The sequence below is a fragment of the Mycolicibacter arupensis genome (genome assembly GCF_002086515.1).
Taxonomy (GTDB): Bacteria; Actinomycetota; Actinomycetes; order Mycobacteriales; family Mycobacteriaceae; genus Mycobacterium; species Mycobacterium arupense.
This window is the reverse complement of sequence record NZ_MVHH01000017.1, coordinates 47746-73139: the sequence shown is the minus strand read 5'-3', so window position 1 is coordinate 73139 and position 25394 is coordinate 47746. Positions and strand designations below refer to the sequence as shown.

Below are 25394 nucleotides of genomic sequence, written 5' to 3'. Positions count from 1 at the left end.
GCACACCCCCAGCTCATAACCGCCAGATACACGTCCAACCCAAGGGAACATATGTTCGATCAAGGGTCGCGGGTTCCGTCTCCGGAGTCGCTGGCCCGGCTCGGTGAGCGGTTTGAGCGGCGCTATCCTTCGGTCACGCCGGAGTCTGCTGCGTTGGTGGAGCGGATTTGCGTATCGGCTCGGGCGGAGAATCGAGCTGCGGCGGCCCAGCTGGTGGCGATTGGGGAGTTGTTTGCGCTGCGGTTGAGCCGCAGTGGTGAGACGGCGCAGTGGGCGGTGGACACCGAGGCGGCGGTGGCTGCCGAAGTGGCCGCGGCGTTGCGGATCAGCCAGGGGCTCGCGGGCAGTCGGTTGCGGTATGCCCGGGCGATGCGTGAGCAATTGCCCCAGGTGGCGGAGGTATTCCAGGCCGGTGATATCGACATGCGACTGTTCCAGACCATGGTTTACCGCACCGGTCTGATCACCGATGGTGAGGTGTTGGCCGCGGTGGATCGCCGATTGGCGGCCGAGGTGCTGCGTTGGCCGTCGCTGACCATGGCCCGGTTGGCGGGTCGTATCGACAGGATCGTGGCAAAAGCTGATGCGGATGCGCTGCGGCGACGCAAGGAACGCCAGGGCGAACGCGAGATCTTGATTCAGGACTATGTGGAGGGTGGGGTTTCAGAGATCCGCGGCAGCATGTTCGCCACGGATGCTCGCGCGGTGGATCAGGCGCTGGATGCGTTGGCGGCCACGGTCTGTGAGCATGACCCACGCACTCGGGATCAGCGTCGGGCCGATGCGCTGGGGGCGTTGGCGGCTCGGGCCGATCGGCTGGGCTGTCAGTGCGGGCGGCCCGACTGTGCCGCCGGTGGGCGCCCGGCTGCGACGCCGGTGGTACTGCATGTGATCGCTGAGCAGGCCACCGTCGAGGGGACCGGGGATGTGCCGGGCTCGTTGGTCGAAGCTGATGGATTGATCCCGCCGGAGTTGATCGCCGAGCTGGCCACCTCGGCCCGCTTGGTGGCGCTGACCCATCCATCCGATGCCCCACCGGAGCCGGGCTATGTGCCCTCGAAGGCGCTGGCTGATTTTGTGCGGTGCCGGGATCTGACGTGCCGCTGGCCAGGGTGTGACCGTCCGGCGCTCGACTGCGACCTCGACCATACGATTCCCCGCGCGCAGGGCGGTCACACCCACGCCTCGAACCTCAAATGCTACTGCCGCACACATCATTTGGTGAAGACGTTTTGGGGCTGGCACGACCAGCAGCTACCCGATGGCACCCTGATCCTGACTTCACCCTCGGGGCAGACCTACGTCACCACCCCCGGCAGTGCCCTGTTGTTTCCCCGCCTGTGTGTGCCCACCGGGGACCTGCCGGCACCCCAGCGAGGCGCCGATGACCGCCGCGGTGACCGCACCGCGATGATGCCCCGCCGCCGACGCACCCGCGCCCAACAACGCGCAACGCGCACCGCTACCGAACGCAACCAGAACCGCAAAGCCCGCCGAGCACGACGCGCCGCATTCGAAGCGGTCTGGTTCCCCAAGATCGCCAACGCCGACGACGACCCACCACCCTTCTAGCTGGCTCGTCCCGAGAGACCCGCGAAGCCGCTGACGCAATCCGTCCAGGCGAGGGAACTTTCCCTACGCCTCATCCGACTCATTAGGCGATGATTTGCGTCAACCCCCGGGCCCCTGAACCGTATCGGCGATCCATGATGCCCTCGTGAGGCAGGCAGAACGCTCCGGCGTCGCGACCTGGATTCGGCGCCTGGCCATCCCGATCATTCTGGGATGGATTGCCGTCGTCGTCGTGCTGAGCACCGCGGTGCCGCCACTGGAAGTCGTGGGCCAGATGCGCTCGGTGCCCATGAGCCCCGACTTTGCGTCGTCGGTGACCGCGATGAAGCGGGTGGGCCAGGTGTTCGACGAGTACACCTCCGACAGTTCCGCGATGATCCTGCTCGAGAGCCAACAGCCACTCGGCGATGACGCACACCGCTACTACGACACCCTGATCGGCAGACTCAGCGCCGACACCACGCATGTCGAGCACGTCCAAGACTTCTGGGGTGATCCGCTGACCGCCGCCGGGGCGCAGAGCAATGACGGCAGGGCCGCCTATGTGCAGGTCTACCTGGCCGGAAATCAGGGCGAGACGCTGGCGAACGAATCGCTGGAGGCGGTCCGCAACCTCGTCGCCGAAGTGCCCGCCCCGCCGGAGATCACCACCTACATCACCGGACCGGCCGCACTGGCCGCCGACGAACAAGTGGTTGGGGACCACAGCGCGCAAGTGATCGTCGGTCTCACCTTCCTGGTGATCACCGCGATGATTCTCTTGGTGTACCGGTCAGTGAGCACCGGCCTGATTGTGTTGGCGCTGGTGTTTCTCGCGCTCGCCGCGGCGCGCGGCGTGGTGGCCTGGCTCGCGTACTTCCATCTCATCGGCCTGACCACCTTCGCGACCAACCTTCTGGTCACCTTGGCCATAGCCGCCGCCACCGACTACGCGATCGTTCTGGTCGGCCGCTATCAAGAGGCCCGCACCGCAGGTGAAGACCGCGAGACGGCGTACCACACCATGTTCGACGGCACCGCGCACGTGATCTTGGCATCGGGATCGACGATCGCCGGCGCCACCTTCTGTCTGCACTTCACGCGGCTCCCCTACTTTCAGACGCTCGGCATCCCCCTAGCCGCCGGCATGGTCGTCGCCATGCTGGTGGCGTTGACCCTCGGTCCGGCGATCATCACCGTCGCCAGTCGGCGAGGGCTGCTGGAACCCAAGCGGGCGATGCGGATTCGCGGCTGGCGCAAACTCGGCGCGGTGATCGTCCGCTGGCCGGCGCCGGTATTGGTAGCGAGCATGGCGCTGACCCTGATCGGTCTGGTCGCCGTGGCGGGCTACCGCACCAGCTACAACGAACGGCGGTACCTACCTGCAGACCTGCCTTCCACCGCCGGCTATGCGGCCGCCGAGCAGCACTTCTCCACCGCGCGGATGAATCCCGAGGTCTTGCTGGTGGAGACAGATCGGGATCTGCGCAATCCGGCGGACTTCCTGGTGATCGACAAGATCGCCAAGGCTGTTGTGCGGCAACCGGGGATAAGCCGGGTGCAGACGATCACCCGGCCAGATGGCACCCCGCTGAAGTTCAGCACGCTTCCAGCTCAGCTGAGCCTTCAGGGCACCCTGCAGGTTCTCAATCAGGGCTACCTGCGGGACCGGATGGGTGAGTTTCGCACGAGCGCCGAAGACCTCCAGCGCAGCATCGACACCATGCAGCAGATGCAGCAGTTGATGACCGAGATGAGCGCCACCACCCACAGCATGGTCAGCAAGACACACCAATTGGCCGACGACACCGCGGAGTTGCGCGACCACCTCGCCGACTTCGACGATTTCATGCGACCGCTGCGCAGTTACCTGTACTGGGAACCCCATTGTTTCGACATCCCGGCATGCTGGTCTCTGCGATCGGTTTTCGATGCCCTCGACGGTGCCGACGTGTTGACCGGCGACATCTCTCTGCTGCTGCCCGAACTTGATCGGCTCGACGCGCTGGTGCCGCAAATGATCGAGCAGTTGCCCGGACAGATTCAGGCACTGACGTCGACGAAGTCGACCATGCTGTCCCTGTATTCCGCACAGAACGGCCTGCTGGACCAGACCGCGGTCATGCTGGACAACCAGTCGGCCATGGGCACCGCATTCAACGACTCCAGAAACGACGACACGTTCTACCTGCCGCCGGAGGTGTTCGACAACCAGGAGTTCCAGCGCGGCGTGAAAGTCTTCGTGTCACCCGACGGCCACGCCGTCCGGTTCATCGTCACCCATGACGGTGATCCCCTGACACCGGAAGGGATCAAACACGTCGACGGCATCAAGCACGCCGCCAAGGAGGCCATGAAGGGCACGCCGCTGGAGGGGTCAAAGATCTACGTCGGCGGTACGGCATCGGTGTTCAAGGACATGCAGCAGGGCAACAACTACGACCTGCTGGCAGTGGGGATCGCCGCACTGTGCCTGATCTTCATCATCATGCTGGTCATCACCAGAAGCGTGATCGCCGCCGCGGTGATCGTCGGCACCGTGCTGGCGTCGCTGGCGGCGTCTTTTGGCCTGTCGATCCTGTTGTGGCAGCACATCATCGGCTTGGAGCTGCACTTCATGGTGATGGCGATGTCGCTGATCATCCTGCTGGCCGTCGGCTCGGACTACAACCTGCTGTTGGTGGCGAGGTTCAAAGAGGAGATCCACGCCGGGCTGAACACCGGAATCATCCGGGCGATGGGCGGCACTGGCTCGGTGGTGACCTCGGCCGGCGTGGTGTTCGCCCTGACGATGCTGTCGATGGCCGTCAGTGATCTGACGGTGGTGGCACAGATCGGAACGACGATCGCTATTGGGCTGCTCTTCGACACCTTGGTGATTCGCTCGTTCGTGATGCCTTCTCTGGCAGCCCTGCTCGGTAAGTGGTTCTGGTGGCCGCAGCGGGTTCGTCCGCGTCCCGTCCGGAAAGCCGAAAGCGGGCGCCTCCCGCAGGAGGCGCCCGCTTTCGGGACTCACTGAGCGAAACTGCTTTCGCGTCAGCCCATTCCGGCGGCGAACATCTCCACCAGGTTGACCAACGAGGCGATCAGGCCAACGCCCTCACCCGGGGCCGAGTACGGCATTCCCATCCCCATCATCTGCAGGTCCAGACCCAGGGAGTTGAAGATCGAACCACCGACGTTGCCGGCATCGGTCTCTCCGGGCGTGAACAGGCCACCGAAGTCGAAGCTGGCGCCCAGGACCGCGTTGCCCTCGGGGACCTGCAGAACGTCGTTCAACAGGGGTACCAACGCGTCGAGGTTCAAGGTGGCCCCGTTGAAGAACGCGCCCACGACGTTGGCGGGAACGGCCAGCAGGTCCTGCAACGCCGCCTCGAAGTCACCACCACCGAGATTGTCGAAGATCGACCCGATGTTGTTGAACAGTTCCACTCCGGGGCTGAACAGCGGGCCCACCAGACCCATCAGAACACCGCTCATAGGCGAGGACAGCAGCGTCAGCAATGTCGCCGCGGGTTCCACCGGTTCGATCTGCGGGATGCCCATACCGAAGTCCATCCCCGACAGGTACTGCAGTGCCCACAAGTGATTCCAGTCCAAGGTCTGAGCGGCCAAGTCCGAGCCCTCGGGCGTCGCCACGTCCACACCGATGAACGTCGCGGCGGCGAACTGGCCTTCCAGCGTGTCGGCGAACCCGGCGAGTGCGTCCTTCACGGCGTCAAAGACCAGCGCCCCGTTGGCCACTGTCGTGTTGAAGACATCCACCCACGGCCCGAACGGGTCGATCGAAGCGGCGAGTTGCACCGGCGGCGCTGTCGTGATGATAGGCAGCGCGGGGACCGCGGGGCTCGCCGCGAGCATTCCGGCGGCGACTAAGGCCGCCCCGGCGGCCGCGACGCCCCGATTGAGACCTGCCGTGCCGACCTGAGAGTGGAGTAACTGTGTCATGCCTAAGAAGTCGAGCCGATCTGAAAAAAGTTCCTGACTTCCGCTAGAAATTCCGAAGAGCCCGGATTGTGTGCTCGCAATCACATCCCGCAAGGAGCTCAGCCGAATTCCACCACGTTGGTCGGGGCACGGAATCGACTCAGGACCTGAGACCGGTAGACCGCCGCAAGTGCCTTACCGAGCACCTTGCCTCGCCCAGCCGGAACGCCGAGCTCAGAGACGGCTCGCACACCGGGCACCGCACGCAGCGCGTCGTAGTCCTTGGCCGTGAACCAGAACGGCATTGGCGGCGCCGTGTAGTTCGGGGTGAGCTTGAGCCCCCTACGCGAACGTGAGTAGCGGCTCAACAACTTGGGGACGCTGTCGAAGATCATCCGGCCGCCGGGAAACCGCTCGGCGCAGGCGGCAAACAGCGCGAACACCTCGTCGCGATCCAAATATTGCAGCAACCCCTCGGCGGTGATCAAAACTCCCGCGGAGTCGTCGACCTGCTCCATCCACGAGTAGTCCAATGCCGACTGGGCGCAGCAACGCTGCCTATCTGACGTCGGGAGCAACCGGCGACGCAGCGCGATGACAGGCTCCAGATCCACCGAAAGCCAGCTCAGCTGGCCGTTGTCGACCCGCCAGAAGCTGGTCTGCAAGCCCTCCGCGAGGGCCACGACAGTCGCGCGGGGATATAGCGTCAGGTATTCGCGGGTGGCCTGGTCGAACACCAGCGCCCGCAGTGCGGTGGCTTGGTGGGTCCTGCCGAAGTCGGCGTAGTCGTATTCGAGGCTGTGCAGCAGTTCGATAGCCATCGGATCCTCGATGACCCCGTCGGGCCGCTGCGCCTCGACCGCCCGCTGATACAAGGTGAGTAACGCGGTCTCCGATATCCCCTCGAGATGGCGGGCGTCAATGACAGGCACGCCTTCAGACCGTACCCGCCGCGTGACGTGGGCCCGGTGCGAGAAACATAACCGCGACCGGCCGGAACTTTTTGATTGTTATGTCCGACCACCTCGTTGGCGGGGATAGGTCCGCGCTCGTCATTCCGCGCAGTCCGAAACAATCCGAGGAGGTGCCATCCTGACCGCCCCGATCTGGATGGCGACACCTCCAGAGATTCATTCCGCAATGCTTTCCAGCGGCCCAGGGCCGGGGTCCCTGTTAGCAGCCGCCGAGCAATGGCAACAGCTCAGCATCGTCTACGAGGACACCGCCGCTGAACTTACCCGGGTACTGGGCACGGTCGCGACCAGCCAATGGCGAGGCCCCAGCGCGAGCGAATACCTGGCCGCCCACACGCCCTATCTGACCTGGCTGCAACAGGCTGCCGCCGCCAGTGCCACGACCGCAGCACAGCACCAGACGGCTGCCTGGGCATACAGCGGGGCATTGGCCGCCATGCCCAGCCTCGAAGAGCTGGGCGCCAATCACGCGATCCACGCGGTACTGCTCGCCACCAACTTCTTCGGCGTCAACACCGTCCCCATCGCCGCCAACGAGGCCGACTACACGCGCATGTGGGTGCAGGCAGCCGAGACGATGACCGTGTATCACGGCACCGCCACCGCCGCCCTCGCAGCAGCCCCGCACATTCCACCGGCCCCAGCTATCGTTGCCAACCCGGCAGCTGCCACCGAAAACGCGAGCGCAGCCGAGGGCGGTTGGCTACAAGACCTCACCCGCCAGCTCGCCGACCTACTCGGCGCTTCGGGACAGATCGAGGAGCTGCTGCGCCTGTTCGAGAAGTTCTTCGAAAACCTCGGCTTCAATCCGGTGATCGCAGGGTTCCTGGCAGTGGTCGCACTGATTGCCTACGACGTGTTGTGGTACCCCTACTACGCGTCGTACGGGCTGCTCCTGCTGCCGTTCTTCGCACCAGCCCTGAGCGCGCTGAGCGCCTTGAAGTTGCTACCCCTGCTGCTCAGTCAGCAGGTCACGGCCGACCAACTGCCTGACCTCGTTGCCGCGTCGGTCGGTGAAGCAGGCCCGGACCTCCCCGCTGCGATGGCGGTGGCCCCGCCTGCTGCGGCCGGCACTTCTGCCGGTGCCGCCACCACCGCCAGCCCTGCGACCATCAACGCACCCGTCACACCGAGCGTCGAGGGTGTCGGGGCAATTCTGGGCTACCTCGTCTCCGGATGGGGACCGCCTGGCGTCAGGTCCGGTCCCACAACGGGCATGCCCGCATCCGAGACCGCCGTCGCTGTACGCCGCGCCACCGCTGAGGTGCCGGCCACCACCCAGATTCGTAGCCAGCGCATCCGGCGAAGTCGAGACCGGGCACGTATGCACGCCTACCGCTACGAATTTCTGCAGGCGACGGAGACGGTGGTCGCGGCACCACCTGACGCCATCCCGGCAGCAGTCCCGTCTACTCGGGCGACGGGGCTCGCGGGCCGCACCGACAAGGACCACACCCGGCTGGTTCCACTGCTGCCGACCAGCTGGCTAGCCACTGACCAGGTCGAGCAATTGACACAACTGATGGATGGGGAAGAAGAAACATGAGTAGCGAAGGCATGCGCCGATGACGCTGACCGTCACGGGCACCGGACTTGGAGCACAGGTCACCGGGGTCGACCCGAAGAACCTTGGTGCCATCACCCGAGAAGAGATCCGCGAGATCGTCTACACCAACAAATTGGTGATCCTCAAAGGCGTTCACCCATCGCCGCAGGAGTACCTCCAGCTGGGCCGGATAGTCGGCGATGTCGTGCCCTACTACGAATCCATGTATCACCACCAGGATTTTCCGGACATCTTCGTCTCCTCCACCGAAGAGCACCAGGGGGTTCCCCGGACCGGCGCCTTCTGGCATATCGACTACATGTTCATGCCGGAGCCGTTTGCGTTCTCGATGGTGCTGCCCCTCAGCGTGCCCGGACCCGACCGAGGGACCTATTTCATCGACCTGCACCGGGCCTGGAAGTCAGTGCCGCCCGCCCTGCAGGAAGCCGCGCGCGAAACATTGAGTACCCATGATCCGCGGCGGCACATCAAGATCCGCCCCGACGATGTCTACCGGCCTATCGGAGAAGTGTGGGACGAGATAAGCCGGACCACCCCTCCGATCAAGTGGCCCACCGTCATTAGGCACCCGCAGACCGGGGAGGAGATTCTGTATATCTGCGCGTCGGGGACCACACGCATTGAGGGACACGACGGCCGAGTGCTCGATCCGGAGATCCTGCAGCAACTCATGGCGGCGACCGGACAACTCGACCCAGATTTCACGCACCCGTTCATCCACACTCAACACTATGAAGTCGGAGATATTATCTTGTGGGACAACCGAGTTCTGATGCACCGCGCTAAGCACGGAAGCTCCGAGGGTACTTTGACCACCTACCGGCTGACCATGCTCGATGGACTCGAGACCCCGGGATACGCAGCATGAGCACCAGCTTGAGCTCCCCAGCTGAAATCGCCGAGGACGTGCTGGCAGCCGTGCTGGAGCCCTACACCTACAAAGGATGCCGGTATCTCATCAATGCGGTGGCGCAGGCGAGTGCCAATACCGTGGTAGCCGAGGGCAATTTCGCCATCACCGAATCGGCCTATATCCGCAGCACCGGGCATTTCAACGCCGTCGAATTGGTGCTGTGCTTCAATCAGCTCGCCTACAGCGCCTTCGCCCCTGCAATTGGAGACGGCGTCATCCCGGCCTTTCACGGCTGGGGGCTGGAAGACTACTACAAACACCAGCTCTCGAGCATGTTCATCAGGACCTCGTCATCGAGGTTCAAGCGGCCGATCGACGCCACCAAATTCAGCGCTCGACTGGAATGCCGCAACTTCGAGATCGTGCAACGCACCGTGCGCTACCTGCGCGTGCCGTGCGCCATCGAGTTCTGGGATGCCCAGGGCGGCTCCGCCTATGGCGAATTCGAGCTCGCTGCCCTCAACATTCCCGGCTGCCAATAGGAATAGAGTCGCTGACATGACCGGGCAGGCACCCTCATCCGTGCTGGAACGCATCCTCGAACACGTACATCAAACCCCTGATGCGATCGCGCTACGCCGTTGCGACGGAGGTGATCCGCTGAGCTACCGCGAGTTGGCAACCGGGTGGGAACACCTGGCCGCTGCTCTGCACCAGCAAGGTGTCTCGCCGGGCTCTCGAGTGCTCGTCATCTCCGACAACGGACCCCAGACCTACCTATCGGTGCTCGCCTGCGCACGACTGGGCGCCATCGCCGTCCTCGTCGACGGCAACCTTCCGCTGGCCACGGTCGAACGGTTTGCACACCTCACCGAGCCCGCCGCAGTCGTGCGCACCGCCGGCTCCCGGCTCTGCCTCACAGATCCGACGACTCACCTTGCGTCGATACCGCTGCTGCCCGCCGAAGGCAGCTTCGACACGGCCACCGTGGCCGCCCTCCCGACTCCGACCGGCCGCGCCGATGACCCGCTGGCGATGATCTTCACCAGCGGCACCACCGGCGAGCCCAAGGCCGTTCTGCTGGCCAACCGGACCTTCTACGCCGTCGCCGACATTCTGCGCGAGACCGGTCTGACGTGGATAGATTGGGTCGACGGCGAAGTCGCCTATTCACCTTTGCCGGCAACACACATCGGCGGGCTGTGGTGGATTCTGAACTGTCTGATGCACGGCGGACGATGCGTCACCGGCGGCGAGACCGGTGCCTCGCTGCTGGAACTTCTGACCGTCCATGAGGTCGCGACTGTCTGCCTGGTCCCCACACTGCTGTCGCGCCTGGTGGCAGAACTGAAGGCTTCGGGCGCCGCGGTGCCCGCATCGTTGCGGTTTCTGGGATACGGCGGATCGCGTGCCATCGCCTCGGATGTGCGTTACGTCGAAGCCGCGGGGGTACGGACTGCGCAGGTCTACGGACTGAGCGAAACCGGTTGCACGGCACTGTGTCTACCGACTGGACCTGATTCGCTCGCAGCTATCGAAGCGGGCGCGGTCGGTCGACCGTATCCCGGTGTTCAGGTTCATCTCGATGGTGACGGCAGCGGCCCCGGCGGCACCCCGGCCTCTTCGGGCACGTTGTGGATCAAGTCACCCGCCAACATGCTGGAGTACTGGAACAATCCGGAACGGACCGCGGAAACGCTGCACGACGGCTGGGTCAACACCGGCGATCTTCTCGACGCGGGCAGTGATGGACTCTTCTACATTCGGGGACGGGCGTCGGAGATGATCATCTGCGGTGGCGTGAATGTGGCTCCCGACGAGGTCGACAGGGTGGCCGAGGCGGTCCCCGGAGTTCGGGATGCTGCCTGCTACGAGATTCCCGACCCGGAGTTCGGGGCGCTGGTCGGCCTGGCTGTGGTCGCAGCCGAAGATCTGGATGACCGAGGCGTCCGCGCGCTCAAGCAGTCCATCGCCGCCCGCTACCGCAGCGAGGTGGAGTCCGCCGCCCGCCCCTCGACCATCGTCCTGGTCACCAGCATTCCCCGAACTCAATCCGGCAAGGTCATGCGCACGTCGCTGGCCGCGGCGATCGATGCACGTGAACGTGAGTGATCCTGTCCGGGAGAAGATCTTCGCCGCAATCTGCGATGTCCTCTATCTCGACGAAGACGACTTCACCGACGGTGACGCCACCGACCTGCGTGACCTGGGCCTGGATTCGGTGCGTTTCGTGCTGCTGATGACGAGGCTCGGGGTGGACCGCGAGTCGGAGTTGCCCGCGCGACTGGCAGGGGACCTGTCGATCGCGGGTTGGGTCGCTCAACTGAGGGATTCCGGTGGGAACTGCTGATTCGATCCCCGAACGACGTATTCCGCTGGCCGTCTCCCAGCAGAACATCTATCGCGGGGTACTGCAGGACAGCGACGCGGGCCTGTATCTGATCGGCCGCACGTATCGCCTGGCTCCCCTACCTCTTGCGCGTCTTCTCGCCGCGGTGGCAGCCACCATCAGAAACAACCCCGTGCAGTTGTGTGTGCTGGATCAGGGCGAGGCACCCTACCCCGAACTGGTACCGCGTTTGAGCGTGGACGACCTGGTTCACGTGGTCACCAACAGCTCCGAACCACTGATTCACCAATGGGATTCGGGAATTCTGGGCCGCCCGTTGGTGCGCTACACCGTGCACACCGACACTGCCGGCGACGCTGCGCTTGTGGACGTGCACGCCCACCATATTCTGCTCGACGGCGGTGCTACCGGACTGATCGAAGCAGATCTGGGCCGCTACCTTTCGGCATCGGTGATCGAGATGGCCGACGTAGCCACCGGCCTGGATCGGCTGGCGCAGGCGCACCTTCGCGAGATCGACCAGGTGCACGCAGCACACCAGAAGCTCACCGATGTGGTGCAACGGGAGATCGCCACCGGGGCTCACCTCGGCGGGCAGACGCAGAGCTGCGCCGCGGCCGGCAGCGCACGCCGGGGGTTTCTGCGCGAGTCGGTGCAGATCCACGGTGCCGACTACGACGCGCTGATGGCCCTGGTCGAGCTGCAGCAGATCCCGCTGCCGGTCCTGCTGACCGCCGCTGCGGTTGCGGTAGACGCGGCCCGCCGGAACAGCACCGAGGCCCTGGTCGTGCACGCTGTGGACAACAGGTTCGGTGAGCCCGCTCTCGATGTCGCCACCTGCCTGGTCAATTCGGTGGCTCAGTCCGTGCGTTTCCCGGCATTCGCCTCGGTGCGGGACCTCGTAGAGGCGATAGATCGTGGTTACGTCAAAACTGCGCGGCGGCGCTGGTTCCGCGAAGAGCTCTACCGCCGCATCTATCTGACCGTCCATCGCGCTTCTGCCACAGAGGCGTTGGCACTGAACTTTCTCCGGGAACCCTGCGCTCCCGCACTGCGTCCGTTTCTCATCGGAACGCCGGAGACCTCGGACATCGGCCCGATCGAATGTCCGACCGTGGCGGCTGTTCATGACGAGCAGCGCCGAGTCCTTGAGCTGGCAATCTGGGGCGGCGGCGAACCGGAGTCCACGCCCGCGACGCCGCGACTCGCCGGACCGATAGCGCAGGCGCTACGGAGATTCGCCGGCCATTGGGAGCAGCCCGTCGCACTCAGCGTCGACAACTGGTCGCAGCTCGGCCCCGACGGCGCCTGCCGGCCGGTCCATGCCGGTCCCGATCTGGCCCAGAACGGCTTCCCCGCATGGTTTCTGGACCCAGTCGCCCAAACAGCTGCGTGGCGCCAGCACCGCGGCCACGTCGACGGCTGGATCGGCTGGCTGGTCGACAGCGGCATCGAACCCGGGGCCGTGCTGGTGTTCACCGATGATCGCACCGATAAGACCGTCGACCTGTTGGTCGCCTGCCACCTGGCCGGCTGTGGATACAGCGTCTGCGATACCAGCGCGGAGCTCGACGAACGCGCACGCATGATCGCCGCCGATACCGGATTGGCCTGTCCGGTGATCGATGTGGCCGGCACCGAACTTCCGATCGCCCCAAAGGGGGTCACGGACCGGCTCCGCAGCGTCGCCGCCGACCCCCATCTGGCAGACAGCCTTGCCTACGTGATGCCCACCTCTGGGTCCACCGGAGTGCCCAAACTGGTTCCCATATCCCATGGCGCACTGGCACTTTTCTGCCACGGGCACCACGATGCCTGCGGCTGGACATCGCACGACACCGTGATGCAATACGCGCCGTTGACCTCCGACATCAGCGTCGAAGAGATCTTCGGCGCCGCCCGCTGCGGCGCCACCCTGATCCGTTCGACCGCGGTACGCACCGGCAACCTGGAACAACTCGGTGACGACGTGCACCACCACCGGGCCACGGTCCTTGATCTACCCACCGCACTGTGGCATCTGTGCTGCGAGCAACCGGAGGTGCTGGCTGCGCTGGCAGCATCGCAGGTACGCCAGATCGTGATCGGCGGCGAGGCGGTTCGCGCCCAAGCGGTACAGAAATGGCTTGCCGCGGTGAACCTGTCGCACATCTCGCTGGTCTCCAGCTATGGCCCCACCGAGACCACCGTCGTCGCGACCTATCTACCGCTGAGTGGTCCGGGTGCTGCTCTCGGATCGGCGGGACCGCACCGCGTGGGAAGGCCGGCCGCGCCGCACTCGGTGTTCGTCGCGTTCGGCGAGGTCGTGATCGTGGGAAACACGGTGTCCAGCGGTTATCTGGGCCAATCCGGCACCGCCTTCGGCACGGTCACCGACGTCAACGGCACCCCGATACGCGCCTTCGCCACCGCCGATCGGGTGCGATCGGATCATCAAGGCTTCCCCGTGTTCGCGGGCCGCAAGGACGCCGTGGTCAAACTCGCCGGCAGACGCGTCGACACCGCCGAGATCACCCGTCTGATCGCCGAGGATCCCTCGATCTGCGATGTTGCCGTCGAGCCCGACGACACGCGGCTCGGGATCTGGTTCAGCACTGCCCTGACCCGTGCCGGAGCCCCCGACCCTGCAGCCGAGCAACGCATTCGCGCAGTTCTGCTGGCCACCCGCGTTCCCGGATTCGCCATCTCGGCGGTCCCGGAGATTCCCCGCAAGCCTGGGGGCAAGGTGGACTCCGGCCGGCTGCCCCGGCCCAGGCGCGAGGACAGCGACGCCGCACCCGGCCAAGCGAGCGGCCTGGCGCAGTTGTGGAGTCGGCAGCTGAACCGCCATCTGAGCCCGGATTCCTCCCTGCTGGCCGAGGGAATCGGCTCGCTGGATCTGATCCGCATCCTGCCCGCCACCCGCCGCTACCTCGGACGGCACCTGTCGCTGCTCGACGTGATCAGCGCGGACAGCGCCGATCGGTTAGTTGAATACACCGACGGTATGGGGATGGACGAGACCACCACCGCCGAGATCGAGGCCGATCTCGCCAGCCTGGCCCCGATCCTGCCCCACGCGGCGCCTGGCCCGACGGCCCGGCGCTCCGGCAGTGTTGTGGTGCTCGGCGCTTCGGGCATCGTGGGCACCGGCTTTGCCCGAGCGGTGACGGAGCTGCGGGCTGAGGGATTCGACTCGGAACTGGTCTTGGCCACTACCTCGGCAACGCTGCCCGAACGTGGCCCGTGGCGGGCTCTCGCCGGAATCCACGGAGTGCGTATCGAACACACCTCACCCCAACAGATCCCCGAGTTGATCCGCGCCAGCGACGCTGCGACCGTGGTCAATGCCATCGGCAACACCAATGTGGTGGTCCCGTATCGGGAGCTTCGGCCAGCCAACGTGGAGGCGGTGGCGGGCATCGTTGCGGCCTGCGCGGAGCGCGGCGCCGGTCTGGTGCATCTGTCGACGTCGGTGGTGAGTCCGCAGCCGGCAACATCGGTGGTCGTCGATCCGCGGGTGGCGCCGTACCCCTATGCGGCTTCCAAGGCGCTGGCCGAACTGATCGTCGCGCGCAGCGCCGGCCCGTTGGCCTTCGCCCTGGTTCGCCTGCCACGGGTGTTGGGAGAACCGCACCAACTGCGGGCATCGGCCGATATCTTGGTCGCGCTCGCCGACGCCTGTACCGCGTTGGGCACCCACCCCGCCGTGCACCTGACCGAGGAGGTCACCAGCAGTCGAGCGGCGGCGGCGGCCATCCTGGGGATGGTGTCGGCGCCGCTGGGACGCACCGTCACCGCACTGCGGGCAACGCCTGTGGAGTACGCGACGTTTCTGGCCGGCTTCGGAACCCGCGAAAGCGATGTCGAGCAGTGGAAACAGCAGCTGGACTCCAGCGACTGGGCCCGAGGCAACCCCCGTCGATGGGCCGTCATCGACGCGTGGCTCACCTTGGGCATGCGCCTGGGAGAACGGTCCTACGCCCAGTACCTTGCCGGCCACGCCAGCGTGGATCTGCAGGTCGAAGCGGTGACCGAAGTGTGGGCCCCGGATTCAGCCTTGGCCGAGCTGGTGACCCACGGTTGTGGTGTGGAACCGGACGGCCCTTTCTGACGACCACTGATCAGAGGGCCTGACGAAGGAGAAGCCTTGACCGAGATTCGACGGATCCAACTCGATGTGACGGGCATGACCTGCCGGATGTGCTCGGCGCACATCGAGCTGAAACTGAACACGATCACCGGGGTACGGGCCTCGGCGGACTTCCCGAGCGCCACGGCCACGATCGACGCCGACGCCACGGTCAGCGTGGCCGAGCTGTGTGAGGCCATCGAAGAGGCCGGCTACCACGCTGAGCTGCGGTCGGATCGCCCGCGCACCGCAGCCGATCCCCAGATCGCCGGCGGGACGGTGAAGCGCATCGCCGGGTTGGCTCGATTCCTGTCCAAGAGCCGACGTACCCAAGACCTTACTGTTCGATAGGGGACGAACAACACCCACCGGGAGCGTACGGCGACCACCAAACGCGATGATCTCCAACGTGACTGGGTCTCGAGTGCCGCTGTACTTGAACGGGCACCGCCTGGACGAGCTCTACGCGCTGTCGATCCCGGTCGACGGACGCCGCAGCTCAGTTCGACCAGTAGTCACCTCCCGGGGCTGAGATCGGCATTGGCGGCTCCGTCAGATCGTGGCCGCGCCGATCGGCGAGACACGGGTACAATCAGGTTGTCGCCGGTATTTCGCATCTGACCGCTCTAGGTTGTATCGCCGCCGATGTGAAGTAACCGGCCGATTCGCGGCCTAGTCAGGAGCGTCGAGTGACGCAGCTAAGGCCGCATTCAACAACGGGCCGACACCCCATGCCACCGCAACATCGCCCCCGGTTGCTCCTGAAGCCGAGGACGGCGCTGACCCGACATGTCGACGGGGCTTGGTGGCCCTGGAGCGGCACTCTGACCACCGAACTCCCGGGCCTGCTCTCGGCGTTGTCGGCTCGAGTAGGGATCATTCGCCGAGTGCGGTACCACCTAGGCGAATGGGCACCAGCACCTTCTCAACTGATTGCCGACGGGCGAGCAGTTCGACTGTTCGGCTATGAACGCCAGGCGGTGAACACACTGGAGGTCTTCGGTGCCGACCGAAGCCGGATTGTTCTGCTCGTGGTGCCGCCCCGCACCAGTCCTGACCTGGCGCACGCGACGATGGTGAGTGCAGCTGAGCCCGGCAGCGACTTGAGTGTCGACGCACTTCTCGTGATCAGCGACAGCGAAAGGGAAACCCGCAGCGCACGAGCAAAGGCGGAGAATCGATGGGTTTCCGCGGGCGGCTTTCCCCGTTAGCCACTTACTACTGGACGGCCCAGAAATCGGGGCACTGCGCTGCCACCCATCGATGACTTGACCGCATGCAGCGAGCGAATTGGACATGTCGCGCTTGTCATGAAGATGCAGCGCACGCATTCCGAAACCGTTGCAGCGTCCGTGCATGCCATTGAATTCCTCATGGCACGAAGATCTTTTGTGCCCCGTACACAACAGCAAGGTAATGAACGTGAATACCCAACAAGAACATCGGAGGCCCTGATGGCTCCGACAACGACATTCCGCGACAAGGACAGCGACACTGGCGCCATCTGGCTATGGCACATCGTCGATGAACTCACCGCCGAGCTTTCCGCCCCGGATCACCACACCATCTCTGCCGCCATTTCCAGCGGACTGGCTGATGGCTGGCTTCCCACCAGCACTGAAGTCACCAATCTGGTGAACTTCGCCAGGCAGCAGGCCACCGCAGCAGAGCATAGTTCCGGCGGCGCCAGGCATCGAGCGCCTACGCATTCACGACCTACCCATCGAGAAAGCACCCAGGGCTCCAGCCCGTTGCCGCCCAGGCTGGAGTAAGAGCGCACGACGAACCGATCTCAGGCCAGCCGGGTGATCTCCACGATCACGTCCAAGTCCGTTGCGTCGCCACCGATATAGGTGCCTTTCAACGGAGTCACATCCGAATAATCACGCCCCAGTCCCACGGACACGTGCCGTTCGGTGATCGGCACGTCATTGGTGGGGTCGTAACCCGACCACGCCCCGGTCCACGCTTCGATCCAGGCGTGACTCTCGCCCTCGACCGTCTCCCCGATCGCACCGTCGGCCTTGGGGTGCAGGTATCCCGAGACGTAGCGCGCCGGGATTCCCACGCTGCGCAATAACACCAGGGTCAGGTGTGCGTAGTCCTGGCAGACGCCCTTCTTCTCGGTCCAGGCGTCGATCGCCGAGCTGTGCACCCCGGTGGTGCCGGGCACGTAGTCCATCTCCGAGTAGACCCAGGAGCACACCGCTTGGACCGCGTCACGCGGATCGAGGCCCTTGACCAGCCTTCGGGCGGTGGCGGCCAGTGTGCGGTTGCGGGGAACGTAGGCCGTGTGGGTGAGAAATTCGTAGAAGCGGTCGACGACGTACTCGCCGGCCAGATCGTTCCAGTCCACCGGATCGATGTCGTCGGGATAGATGTCGGGTTCGGTCTCCACCACTGACGTGCCGGACACCTCGAGTTCCTCATGTGGCGCGTGCAGGTCGAATGCCGTCACGGCGGTACCCCAGTAGTCGACATACCGGTAGGACCGCGTGGCGGGGACGGTCTCCACCCGGCTGGAGATCACGTTCTGCCGGCTGCCGCTGCGAGGGGTGATGCGTGCCTCGTTGTAGGACGAGGTGACCGGTGCGTTGTAGGCGAACCCGGTCGAGTGCACTACCCGCATTCGCCAGCTCACCGGTCACCCTCCGCAATCACTTGGCCGTCGTAGTCGCGGCCTCCACTGGCCCCGGCCCCCGCCCAGGAAAGGTACGGGGTGACATGGAAATACTGCTGGGTCACCGCTTCGGTGACGTCCTTGCAGGTCTCCTGCAACCCGGTCAGACGGTCGTGAAGGTCTTCCAGCAGCAGCCCCGGTGGCATGAACTCCAGGGCGCTGCGCGCCCGGCCGATCAGGCGCTGCGCTTCGGCCCGAGCCCCCACTCGGCTGTCGTTTCGGCTGTCGAGCGTCATCAGGCACTGTTCGGCAAGCGTGATCGCGTGGAACACCGACCGGGGAAACAACCTGTCCAGCAACATGAATTCGACCACCCTGTTCGCATCGAGTGCGCCGCGATAGGTGCGCAGATAGGTGTCATGAGCACCGGCCGACCGCAACACCGTCACCCAGGCCGGCGACCCGGATCGATCGCCGGCACGCGAGAGCAGCATCCGCACGGTCATGTCGACCCGCTCGACGGACCGTCCCAGCAGCAGGAATCGGTATCCGTCGTCGCGGCTCATGGTGGCGTCGGCCAGGCCGGCGAACATCGCCGACCGATTCTTCACATACGACAGGTACTCGTAGGGCCCCAGCCGGCGAGCGGCCCGTTCGGCTTCACTGAGGCCATTGAAGGTGGTGTTCAGGCACTCCCACATCTCACTGGATGTGACTTCTCTTGCACCACGAGCGTTTTCACGCGCCCGGGCAATACTGTCGGCGATCGAACCCGAGCCGGCACCGGCGTACGCCACCCGCTCCGTCAAGGTCCACACGTTCTGGGCCTGCCCGACTTCGGGTGGTTCGAGTCCCAACACCTGCATCACCAGACGGCAGGTACGGTCGGGGTCCACCGTGGCGTCTTCGAGCAGTTGATGCACCGCCACATCGAGGATGCGGGCGGTGTCGTCGGCGCGCTCGACGTAGCGGCCGATCCAGAACAACGATTCGGCGTTGCGGGCCAACATCATCGGCTATCACCACCGTCCGATTGCTGTTGCTGTTGCTGTTGCTGTTGCAGCAGGTCGGTCCCGGGCAGCCCCGGACCCTGATCGGCGGCGTTGTCGGTCGGCAGATCTCGGTGCCGCACCAGCTGATCACCGGACAGCTCGTGTTCCTTGTCCGCGCGGCGTGGCGCCAACACCCAGGTGTCCTTGGAGCCGCCGCCCTGGCTCGAGTTGACCACCATGGAACCCTCCGTCAGCGCCACCCGGGTCAGGCCCCCGGGCAGTACCCAGACGTCCTCGCCGTCGTTGACCGCGAACGGGCGCAGGTCGACATGCCTGGGCGCCAAGCGATCTCCCACCTTGGTGGGGACGGTGGACAGCTGCACCACCGGCTGCGCGATCCAATCCCGCGGGTTGGCCTTGATCTTCTTGGCCAGGACGTTGAGTTCCTTTCGCGTTGCCTGCGGGCCGAACACGATGCCGTACCCGCCCGATCCCTCCACGGGTTTGATCACCAATTCCTCGATACGGTCCAGGACCTCGTCGCATTCGTCGTCCAGCCAGCAGCGCAGCGTATCGACGTTGGACAGAATCGGCTTCTCACCCAGGTAGTACCTGATGATCTGCGGCACATAGGTGTAGATGAGCTTGTCGTCGCCCACCCCATTGCCCACCGCGCTACTGATCACCACGTTGCCCGCGCGGGCCGCGTTGACCAGTCCGGGCACACCGAGCACCGAATCGGACCGGAACTGCAGCGGATCCAGATACTCGTCGTCGATCCGGCGGTAGATGACGTCGACGCGCTGCTCACCCTCGGTGGTGCTCATGTACACGATGTTGTCCCGGCAGAACAGGTCTCGTCCCTCGACCAGCTCCACGCCCATCTGACGGGCCAGCAGTGAATGCTCGAAATAGGCCGAGTTGGACGCACCCGGCGTCATCACCGCAACCGTCGGGTCGGCTTCGTTGGACGCCGCGGCGGCCCGCAGCGCCCGCAGCAGATGAGAGGCGTAGTCGCCGACCTGCCGCACCCGGTGCGAGGCGAACAGGTCCGGAAAGACCCGCGCCATGGTGCGACGATTCTCCATCACATAGGACACACCCGAGGGCGACCGCAGGTTGTCCTCGAGCACCCGGAACTCGCCCTGGTCATCACGCACCAGATCGATTCCCGCGACATGGATGCGAACCCCGTTCGGCGGCTTGATGCCGGCGGCCTGACGGTGAAAGTGGGCGCATGAGGTGACCAACCGCTTGGGGACCACCCCATCGCGCAGGATCTCCTGGTCGTCATAGATGTCGGCCAGGAACCGTTCCAGGGCTCGCACCCGCTGCGCGATACCGCGCTCCAGCTTGGTCCACTCGCTGGCCGAAATCACCCGTGGCACAAGGTCAAGCGGAAAGGGCCGCTCTTGTCCCGACAGTGAGAAAGTGACACCTTGCTCGATGAACGCGCGCCCCAACGCGTCAACCCGGGCCTGCAGTTCTTCGTTGTCGGCAGGAGCCAGCGCTTTGTGGATGCCCCGATAGGGGACGCGGGGGGCACCGTTGTTGTCGAACATCTCGTCGAAGCTGTCGCCATAGCTGCCGCCCGCCCGCTGATAGCCCGAGAAGATTGATTTGCCGACACGGGCCTGTCCACTTCGCGTTGATGCTGGCACAGCCTTCACACCTACCGATCCTGCTACAGATCCGCTCCTGGGGCAGCCCGGAGCTCTGACCGCGGCATCGTTGGCGTGTTGCACGATCCTATCGGCACGCTGTTGATCGGTTCAGTCAGGGTTTGCCCGGTGACAGCAAACTTGTCGACGAACCGGTTGCACCGGGGGGCGAAATAGGCGCTCAGCCTTGATAAACGCGCGGGTCCAAGGTGCCGATATAGGGCAGGTCGCGGTAGCGCTCGGCGTAGTCCAGGCCGTAGCCGACCACGAAGTCGTTCGGGATGTCGAAGCCCACGTAGGCGATGTCGACGTCGGCGCCCAGCGCGTCGGGTTTGCGCAAAAGGGTGCACACGCGCAGCGACCGGGGCCGTCGGGTCGCGAGGTTGCGCAGCAGCCACGACAGGGTCAGCCCGGAGTCGACGACGTCCTCGACGATCAACACGTCGCGGTCGCTGATGTCGCGGTCGAGGTCTTTGAGGATGCGCACCACCCCCGACGAGGACGTCGACGAGCCGTAGGAGCTGACCGCCATGAACTCGAACTGCGTGGGCAACGGGATGGCCCGGGCAAGATCGGTCACGAACAGCACCGCGCCCTTGAGCACCGTGATCAGCACCAGGTCGCCACACTCGTCACGGCCATCGGCGTACTCGGCCGCGATCTGCGCAGCGAGTTCGGCAGTGCGGGTCTGGATCTGCTCCTCGGTCAGCAGGACCGATTTGATGTCACCCGCATACAACTCGGGTTTTTCCCCCGGCAAGATCGCAGCCACCAGCACAGCGTGCCATGCCCGCTGCGCGACAACCAACTGCAACGGCCAATTCACGCCCGACGATCAGACCGGCTCGGCACGCAACCGCAACAGCCCGTCGCCGCGGACCGCGAACAACCGGTGTCCGGCCAGGTCAGAGGCGACCGCCACCCCGCCCTGCCCACGCCACGCGGTGACCAACCGGTCCACCGCGCGAATCTGCAGGTCGCTCAGATCACGCCCGCCGCCGGTGAGCAGCCAACGCCGGATCACCGCACGACGCACCGGTCCCGGCATCCCCTCCAAGGCGGCAACCTCCAACGCCGCGTCCGCAACGACGCCCGGAAGCGCCTGCTCGGCGAGCAGATCGACCAGTTCGGTGTTCTCGCGCAGAGAGATCGCGGTGCGGGCCAGGGCCTCGGCCACCCCGCCGCCCAACACGTCCTCAAGCAGCGGCAGCACCTCGGTGCGCAGCCGTACCCGCGTGAAGCGGCTGTCACTGTTGTGCGGGTCGAGCCAGGCCGTCAGCCCCAGCTCGGCGCAGGCCTGCCCGGTGCGGGCGCGCCGGACCCCCAGCAGCGGCCGGCACCACGGCGGGTCATAGGGCCGCATGCCGGCCATCGAGCGGGCTCCGGAACCACGACCGAGCCCCAGCAGCACCGTCTCGGCTTGGTCGTCGAGCGTGTGTCCCAGAAGCACCGGTTGCCCGTCGCGGGCATCGGCCAGCGCGGCATAGCGGGCGGTGCGGGCCGCCGCCTCCGGACCGCCCGCGGCGCCGACGGTGACCGGAATAACCCGCGCATCAACGCATCCCAGCTCCACTGCCTGACGACGTGCGGCCTCGGCCACCTGGCCTGAACCGGCCTGTAAGCCGTGATCGACGATCAGCGCCGTCGTCGGACGCATCCGGGCGGCGACGGCGGTCAGCGCCAGCGAGTCCGGCCCGCCCGACAGCCCGACCGCCCAGGATCCCTCCGGGGCCAGGTACTGCCCGGCGAACGCTCCCAGCGCGGTCCGCAGCTGGGCTAGAGCACCCGGTCGATCCACGCTTGCGGCTCTTCGATCTCAGCGGGCAGCGGCAGGGTCTGCGGGCCCGACCACACCGCGTTGAACCGGTCCATGCCGACGCGGTCGACAACGGCGTCGACGAAGGCCTTGCCCCGGGTGTACTGGCTCAGCTTTGCATCGAGGCCCAGCAAGGCTCGGACCAATCGTTGCAAGGGCGGTTGGCTGCGCTGGCGACGTTCCTCGAAGCGGCTCCGAATGGTCTCCACCGAGGGCACCGCCCGTGGTCCGACCGCGTCCATCACGTGATCGGCGTGGCCTTCGAGCAGGGTGCCCAGCATCAGCAGCTGGTCCAGCGCGGTGCGCTGCTCCTCGGACTGCACCGCCCGCACCAACCCCAGGATTCCCGACGGGCCCGGCGACTCGCCCGCGTCGCGGCGGCCGCGCAGATGGTCGGACAGCCGCCCCACCACCTGGTTGAGATCCGGGCCGCTGGAGCTGGTCAGTACCGCCAGCGCGTCCGCCATGTAGCCCGTCAGCCACGGGTTGACGCTGAACTGCACGCGATGGGTCACCTCATGCAGGCACACCCAGAGCCGAAAGTCCGCCGGAGTGACCTGCAGCTGCCGCTCGATGGCGACCACATTGGGGTAGACCAACAGCAACTGGCCTGCACCGGTGGTGTCGTCCGCGCAGAACGGGTCGTATTGGCCGAGGATCGCCGAGGAGACGAACGCCAGCACGGCACCGGTCTGCGCCCCGGTAAGCCGGCTGCTGAGGAAACCCTCGGGCTGCTCGGAGCCGCCCATCATCACCCGCATGGACTCGGCCGCGGCGGCAATCCACTGGCGGCGGTCGATGACGCGGGCGTCGGGTACCGGGCCGTCGTCGCCAAGACCGGTGACCTCGCGCACCAGGGGTTCGGCCGCGCGGGCACAGGTGTGCAGTTCCTCGATGACCTGACGGCGGGTGTAGTCGGTCATCGGTGGCGCAGGACGCGCCAGCCAGCCACCGACCGTCGCGGCGAAGGCAAAGTCCACCGCGCTCCCGACCTCGGATTCGCTCATCGGCAACCGCAGGTTCGCAGCACCGCGGCCAGCGCGTCGATCGCGGTGCGTCCAGTGGGCCCGGCGTCGTTGGAGATGAACGCAAAGGTCAGCACCCGCTGGTCGCGGTCGGTGACAATGCCGGCCAGCGCATTGGTGCGGGTCAGCGAGCCGGTCTTGGCCCGCAGCCAGCCGGCGGCGCCGCGCCCGGTCTTGGGGTTGAGGAATCGCTCGGAGAGCGTGCCACTACCGCCGGCGACCGGCAGCATGTCCAGCAGGGGACGCAACTCCGGCAGGTCCGGCCCGGCGGCCGCCTGCACCACCGAATCCAGCGTCCGCGCCGACAACCGGTCATCGACCGACAAACCGCTGGCGTCCTGCAAAGAGGCTCCGCTGACCGCGATGTGGGCGGTGGCCAAACGGTTGATCACCGCATCGACAGCACCGGCGAACGACCGTGGCCGGCCCATGGCCGCGGCGACCTCGCGCGCGATGGACTCGGCCATCACGTTGTCGGAGGCGTTCATCATCTCGCCGAGACGCACCACCAACGGTGCCGATCGGACCGCACCCAATTCACGCCCGGTGACCGACGAAGACACGATGCTCACCTGGTCCGGATCGACTCCCAACTCCGCGGCCAGGGCTTTGCCGGCGTCCAGCGCCGGGGTAGTCGAGCGCCGGGATTCGACGGTGGTGGGCTGCACACGGCCACCATCGACCATCACCGCCTCGATCGGGGCGATGTCGCCGCCTTCGATGTCCTCGGCGTCCCAGCCCTGGGCCATCGTCGGGCCGGTGAATGCCGAGATGTCGACCTGAACCTCGGAGACCTCCACACCGCTGCGCCGCACCTGATCGGCCAGATCGCTGATGCGCGCGGCCTCGCGATACCAGGTGTCCTGACCGACCTCGGCCGTGGACAGCGTCGGATCGCCGTCTCCCACCAGCACCACCACCCCAGGCTGATCGCTCGCCGTCACCCGCGTGGTGACCCGGGCGCTGGGGTCCAGGGCCAGCAAGGCCGCCGCAGCGGTGAGCACCTTGTTGGTCGAGGCCGGCTGCATCGGCAGGTCTTCCTGCTGCGTCCAGAGCGCCTTGCCGGTCAATGCGTCGGTGATCCGGCCGGTCAGCCGGCCCAGATTCGGGTCGGCCAGAGCGGGGGCCAGCGCCGCAGCGAGCGCGCTGCCGGCGGGCACCGCGGCATCCTCGGAGACCGGAACCACGCCGGGTTTGGCGGTCGCCACCGGGGCGGGAGACACCACGCGTGCACCCGCGCCGGACTCGTCGGGGAGCACGGCCACCGCCACGACTACCACCGCGGCGGCCAATGCCAACACCGCAGCGGCGATACCCAGATGAGCGCCGCTGTGTCGCCACCGAGTGGGTTGCATCTCTTGTCCCTCCCCTGTCAGCCGCAATTGTGCCGGACGGGCGGATTCCGGGCGTCAATCCGGGCCGCTCTAGACTGTCTCCGTGCAATTCGACGTGACCATCGAAATCCCCAAGGGCCAGCGCAACAAGTACGAGGTCGACCACGCCACCGGGCGGGTCAAGCTCGACCGCTACCTGTACACGCCGATGGGCTACCCCACCGACTACGGCTTTATCGAGGACACCCTCGGCGAGGACGGCGACCCGCTGGACGCCATGGTGCTCCTGCCGCAGTCGGTGTTCCCGGGTGTCCTGGTCGAGGCGCGCCCGGTCGGGATGTTCCAGATGACCGATGAGGCCGGCGGCGACGCCAAGGTGCTGTGCGTGCCGGCCGGTGACCACCGTTGGGATCACATTCAGGACATCACCGACGTCCCGGCCTATGAGCTGGACGCGATCAAGCACTTCTTCGTGCACTACAAGGACCTGGAGCCGGGCAAGTTCGTCAAGGCTGCCGACTGGGTGGACCGGGCCGAAGCAGAGGCCGAGATCGCTCGGTCCATCGACCGGTTCAAGGCCAGCGGTCACTGACCGGCGGTTTAGCGAGGCTCG

General features: G+C 65.9%; 22 protein-coding genes. 13 read left to right on the top strand and 9 right to left on the bottom strand.

What is annotated here, in order from left to right; translation table 11 throughout:
• The first annotated feature begins 51 nt into the window (after window positions 1–51).
• Both BST15_RS10690 and BST15_RS10685 read left to right on the top strand, forming a co-directional pair.
• On the top strand, window positions 52–1572 hold the full coding sequence (locus BST15_RS10690) for an HNH endonuclease signature motif containing protein (protein WP_046190338.1): 1521 nt from the start codon (window positions 52–54) through the stop codon (window positions 1570–1572).
• Between the two features lie 145 nt (window positions 1573–1717).
• The gene (locus tag BST15_RS10685; protein WP_052751481.1) at window positions 1718–4570 is read left to right on the top strand and encodes an MMPL/RND family transporter; all 2853 of its coding nucleotides are present in this window, start codon (window positions 1718–1720) and stop codon (window positions 4568–4570) included.
• A 17-nt stretch (window positions 4571–4587) separates the two neighbouring features.
• On the opposite strand, the gene gjpA is transcribed toward BST15_RS10685, so the two are convergent.
• Both gjpA and BST15_RS10675 read right to left on the bottom strand, forming a co-directional pair.
• Complete coding sequence (gene gjpA, locus BST15_RS10680; RefSeq protein ID WP_046190340.1) at window positions 4588–5499, bottom strand: outer membrane porin GjpA; 912 nt, start codon at window positions 5497–5499, stop codon at window positions 4588–4590.
• 98 nt (window positions 5500–5597) lie between these two features.
• Window positions 5598–6410, bottom strand: a complete 813-nt coding sequence (locus tag BST15_RS10675; protein ID WP_046190341.1) for a class I SAM-dependent methyltransferase — start codon at window positions 6408–6410, stop codon at window positions 5598–5600.
• Between the two features lie 178 nt (window positions 6411–6588).
• Between BST15_RS10675 and BST15_RS10670 the strand changes: the two genes are divergently transcribed.
• The 10 genes from BST15_RS10670 to BST15_RS21725 all read left to right on the top strand — a co-directional run bounded on the left by BST15_RS10670 (window position 6589) and on the right by BST15_RS21725 (window position 17105).
• Window positions 6589–7998, top strand: coding sequence for a PPE family protein (locus BST15_RS10670; RefSeq protein ID WP_046190342.1), 1410 nt, complete (start codon window positions 6589–6591; stop codon window positions 7996–7998).
• Between the two features lie 19 nt (window positions 7999–8017).
• Window positions 8018–8887: a (3R)-3-[(carboxymethyl)amino]fatty acid oxygenase/decarboxylase gene (scoE, locus tag BST15_RS10665; RefSeq protein WP_046190343.1), complete on the top strand. Its 870-nt coding sequence runs from the start codon at window positions 8018–8020 to the stop codon at window positions 8885–8887.
• Complete coding sequence (locus BST15_RS10660; protein WP_046190344.1) at window positions 8884–9414, top strand: FcoT family thioesterase; 531 nt, start codon at window positions 8884–8886, stop codon at window positions 9412–9414. The genes scoE and BST15_RS10660 overlap by 4 nt, the downstream gene beginning before the upstream one ends.
• A gap of 16 nt (window positions 9415–9430) precedes the next feature.
• Complete coding sequence (gene fadD10, locus BST15_RS10655) at window positions 9431–10984, top strand: fatty acid--CoA ligase FadD10 (RefSeq protein WP_046190345.1); 1554 nt, start codon at window positions 9431–9433, stop codon at window positions 10982–10984.
• Window positions 10965–11222, top strand: a complete 258-nt coding sequence (locus BST15_RS10650; protein ID WP_046190346.1) for an acyl carrier protein — start codon at window positions 10965–10967, stop codon at window positions 11220–11222. Before fadD10 ends, BST15_RS10650 begins: the two co-directional genes overlap by 20 nt.
• A complete protein-coding gene (locus BST15_RS10645; protein ID WP_046190347.1) occupies window positions 11209–15315 on the top strand; it encodes an AMP-binding protein in 4107 nt (1368 codons plus the stop codon). Before BST15_RS10650 ends, BST15_RS10645 begins: the two co-directional genes overlap by 14 nt.
• Window positions 15316–15351: 36 nt before the next feature.
• Window positions 15352–15684: a heavy-metal-associated domain-containing protein gene (locus BST15_RS10640; RefSeq protein WP_131701211.1), complete on the top strand. Its 333-nt coding sequence runs from the start codon at window positions 15352–15354 to the stop codon at window positions 15682–15684.
• Between the two features lie 46 nt (window positions 15685–15730).
• On the top strand, window positions 15731–15865 hold the full coding sequence (locus BST15_RS23260; RefSeq protein WP_083070938.1) for a WS/DGAT domain-containing protein: 135 nt from the start codon (window positions 15731–15733) through the stop codon (window positions 15863–15865).
• A 199-nt stretch (window positions 15866–16064) separates the two neighbouring features.
• Window positions 16065–16544, top strand: a complete 480-nt coding sequence (locus BST15_RS10630) for a DUF5994 family protein (protein ID WP_046190349.1) — start codon at window positions 16065–16067, stop codon at window positions 16542–16544.
• Window positions 16545–16601: 57 nt separating this feature from the next.
• A complete protein-coding gene (locus tag BST15_RS21725) occupies window positions 16602–17105 on the top strand; it encodes a hypothetical protein (protein ID WP_133053193.1) in 504 nt (167 codons plus the stop codon).
• A 20-nt stretch (window positions 17106–17125) separates the two neighbouring features.
• On the opposite strand, the gene BST15_RS10625 is transcribed toward BST15_RS21725, so the two are convergent.
• The 7 genes from BST15_RS10625 to dacB form a co-directional block, all read right to left on the bottom strand.
• Window positions 17126–17974: a transglutaminase family protein gene (locus BST15_RS10625; protein WP_046190350.1), complete on the bottom strand. Its 849-nt coding sequence runs from the start codon at window positions 17972–17974 to the stop codon at window positions 17126–17128.
• Complete coding sequence (locus BST15_RS10620) at window positions 17971–18963, bottom strand: alpha-E domain-containing protein (RefSeq protein WP_109370838.1); 993 nt, start codon at window positions 18961–18963, stop codon at window positions 17971–17973. Before BST15_RS10620 ends, BST15_RS10625 begins: the two co-directional genes overlap by 4 nt.
• Complete coding sequence (locus BST15_RS10615) at window positions 18963–20507, bottom strand: circularly permuted type 2 ATP-grasp protein (protein ID WP_082103888.1); 1545 nt, start codon at window positions 20505–20507, stop codon at window positions 18963–18965. Before BST15_RS10615 ends, BST15_RS10620 begins: the two co-directional genes overlap by 1 nt.
• A 280-nt stretch (window positions 20508–20787) precedes the next feature.
• Window positions 20788–21414: a hypoxanthine phosphoribosyltransferase gene (hpt, locus tag BST15_RS10610; RefSeq protein WP_046190354.1), complete on the bottom strand. Its 627-nt coding sequence runs from the start codon at window positions 21412–21414 to the stop codon at window positions 20788–20790.
• Between the two features lie 27 nt (window positions 21415–21441).
• Entirely contained in the window at window positions 21442–22404 is a 963-nt protein-coding gene (gene tilS / locus BST15_RS10605; protein ID WP_046294137.1) for a tRNA lysidine(34) synthetase TilS, read from the bottom strand.
• Window positions 22383–23429, bottom strand: a complete 1047-nt coding sequence (locus BST15_RS10600; protein WP_046191113.1) for a zinc-dependent metalloprotease — start codon at window positions 23427–23429, stop codon at window positions 22383–22385. Before BST15_RS10600 ends, tilS begins: the two co-directional genes overlap by 22 nt.
• Window positions 23426–24802 (bottom strand): D-alanyl-D-alanine carboxypeptidase/D-alanyl-D-alanine endopeptidase, encoded by a 1377-nt coding sequence (dacB, locus tag BST15_RS10595; RefSeq protein ID WP_046191112.1) that lies wholly within the window; start codon window positions 24800–24802, stop codon window positions 23426–23428. The genes BST15_RS10600 and dacB overlap by 4 nt, the downstream gene beginning before the upstream one ends.
• Window positions 24803–24884: 82 nt before the next feature.
• Here dacB and BST15_RS10590 point away from each other — a divergent pair, with 82 nt between their 5' ends.
• Window positions 24885–25373 carry an inorganic diphosphatase gene (locus tag BST15_RS10590; RefSeq protein WP_046191111.1) on the top strand — a complete coding sequence of 163 codons (489 nt, stop codon included), beginning with the start codon at window positions 24885–24887 and terminating at the stop codon, window positions 25371–25373.
• The last annotated feature ends 21 nt before the right edge of the window (window positions 25374–25394 follow it).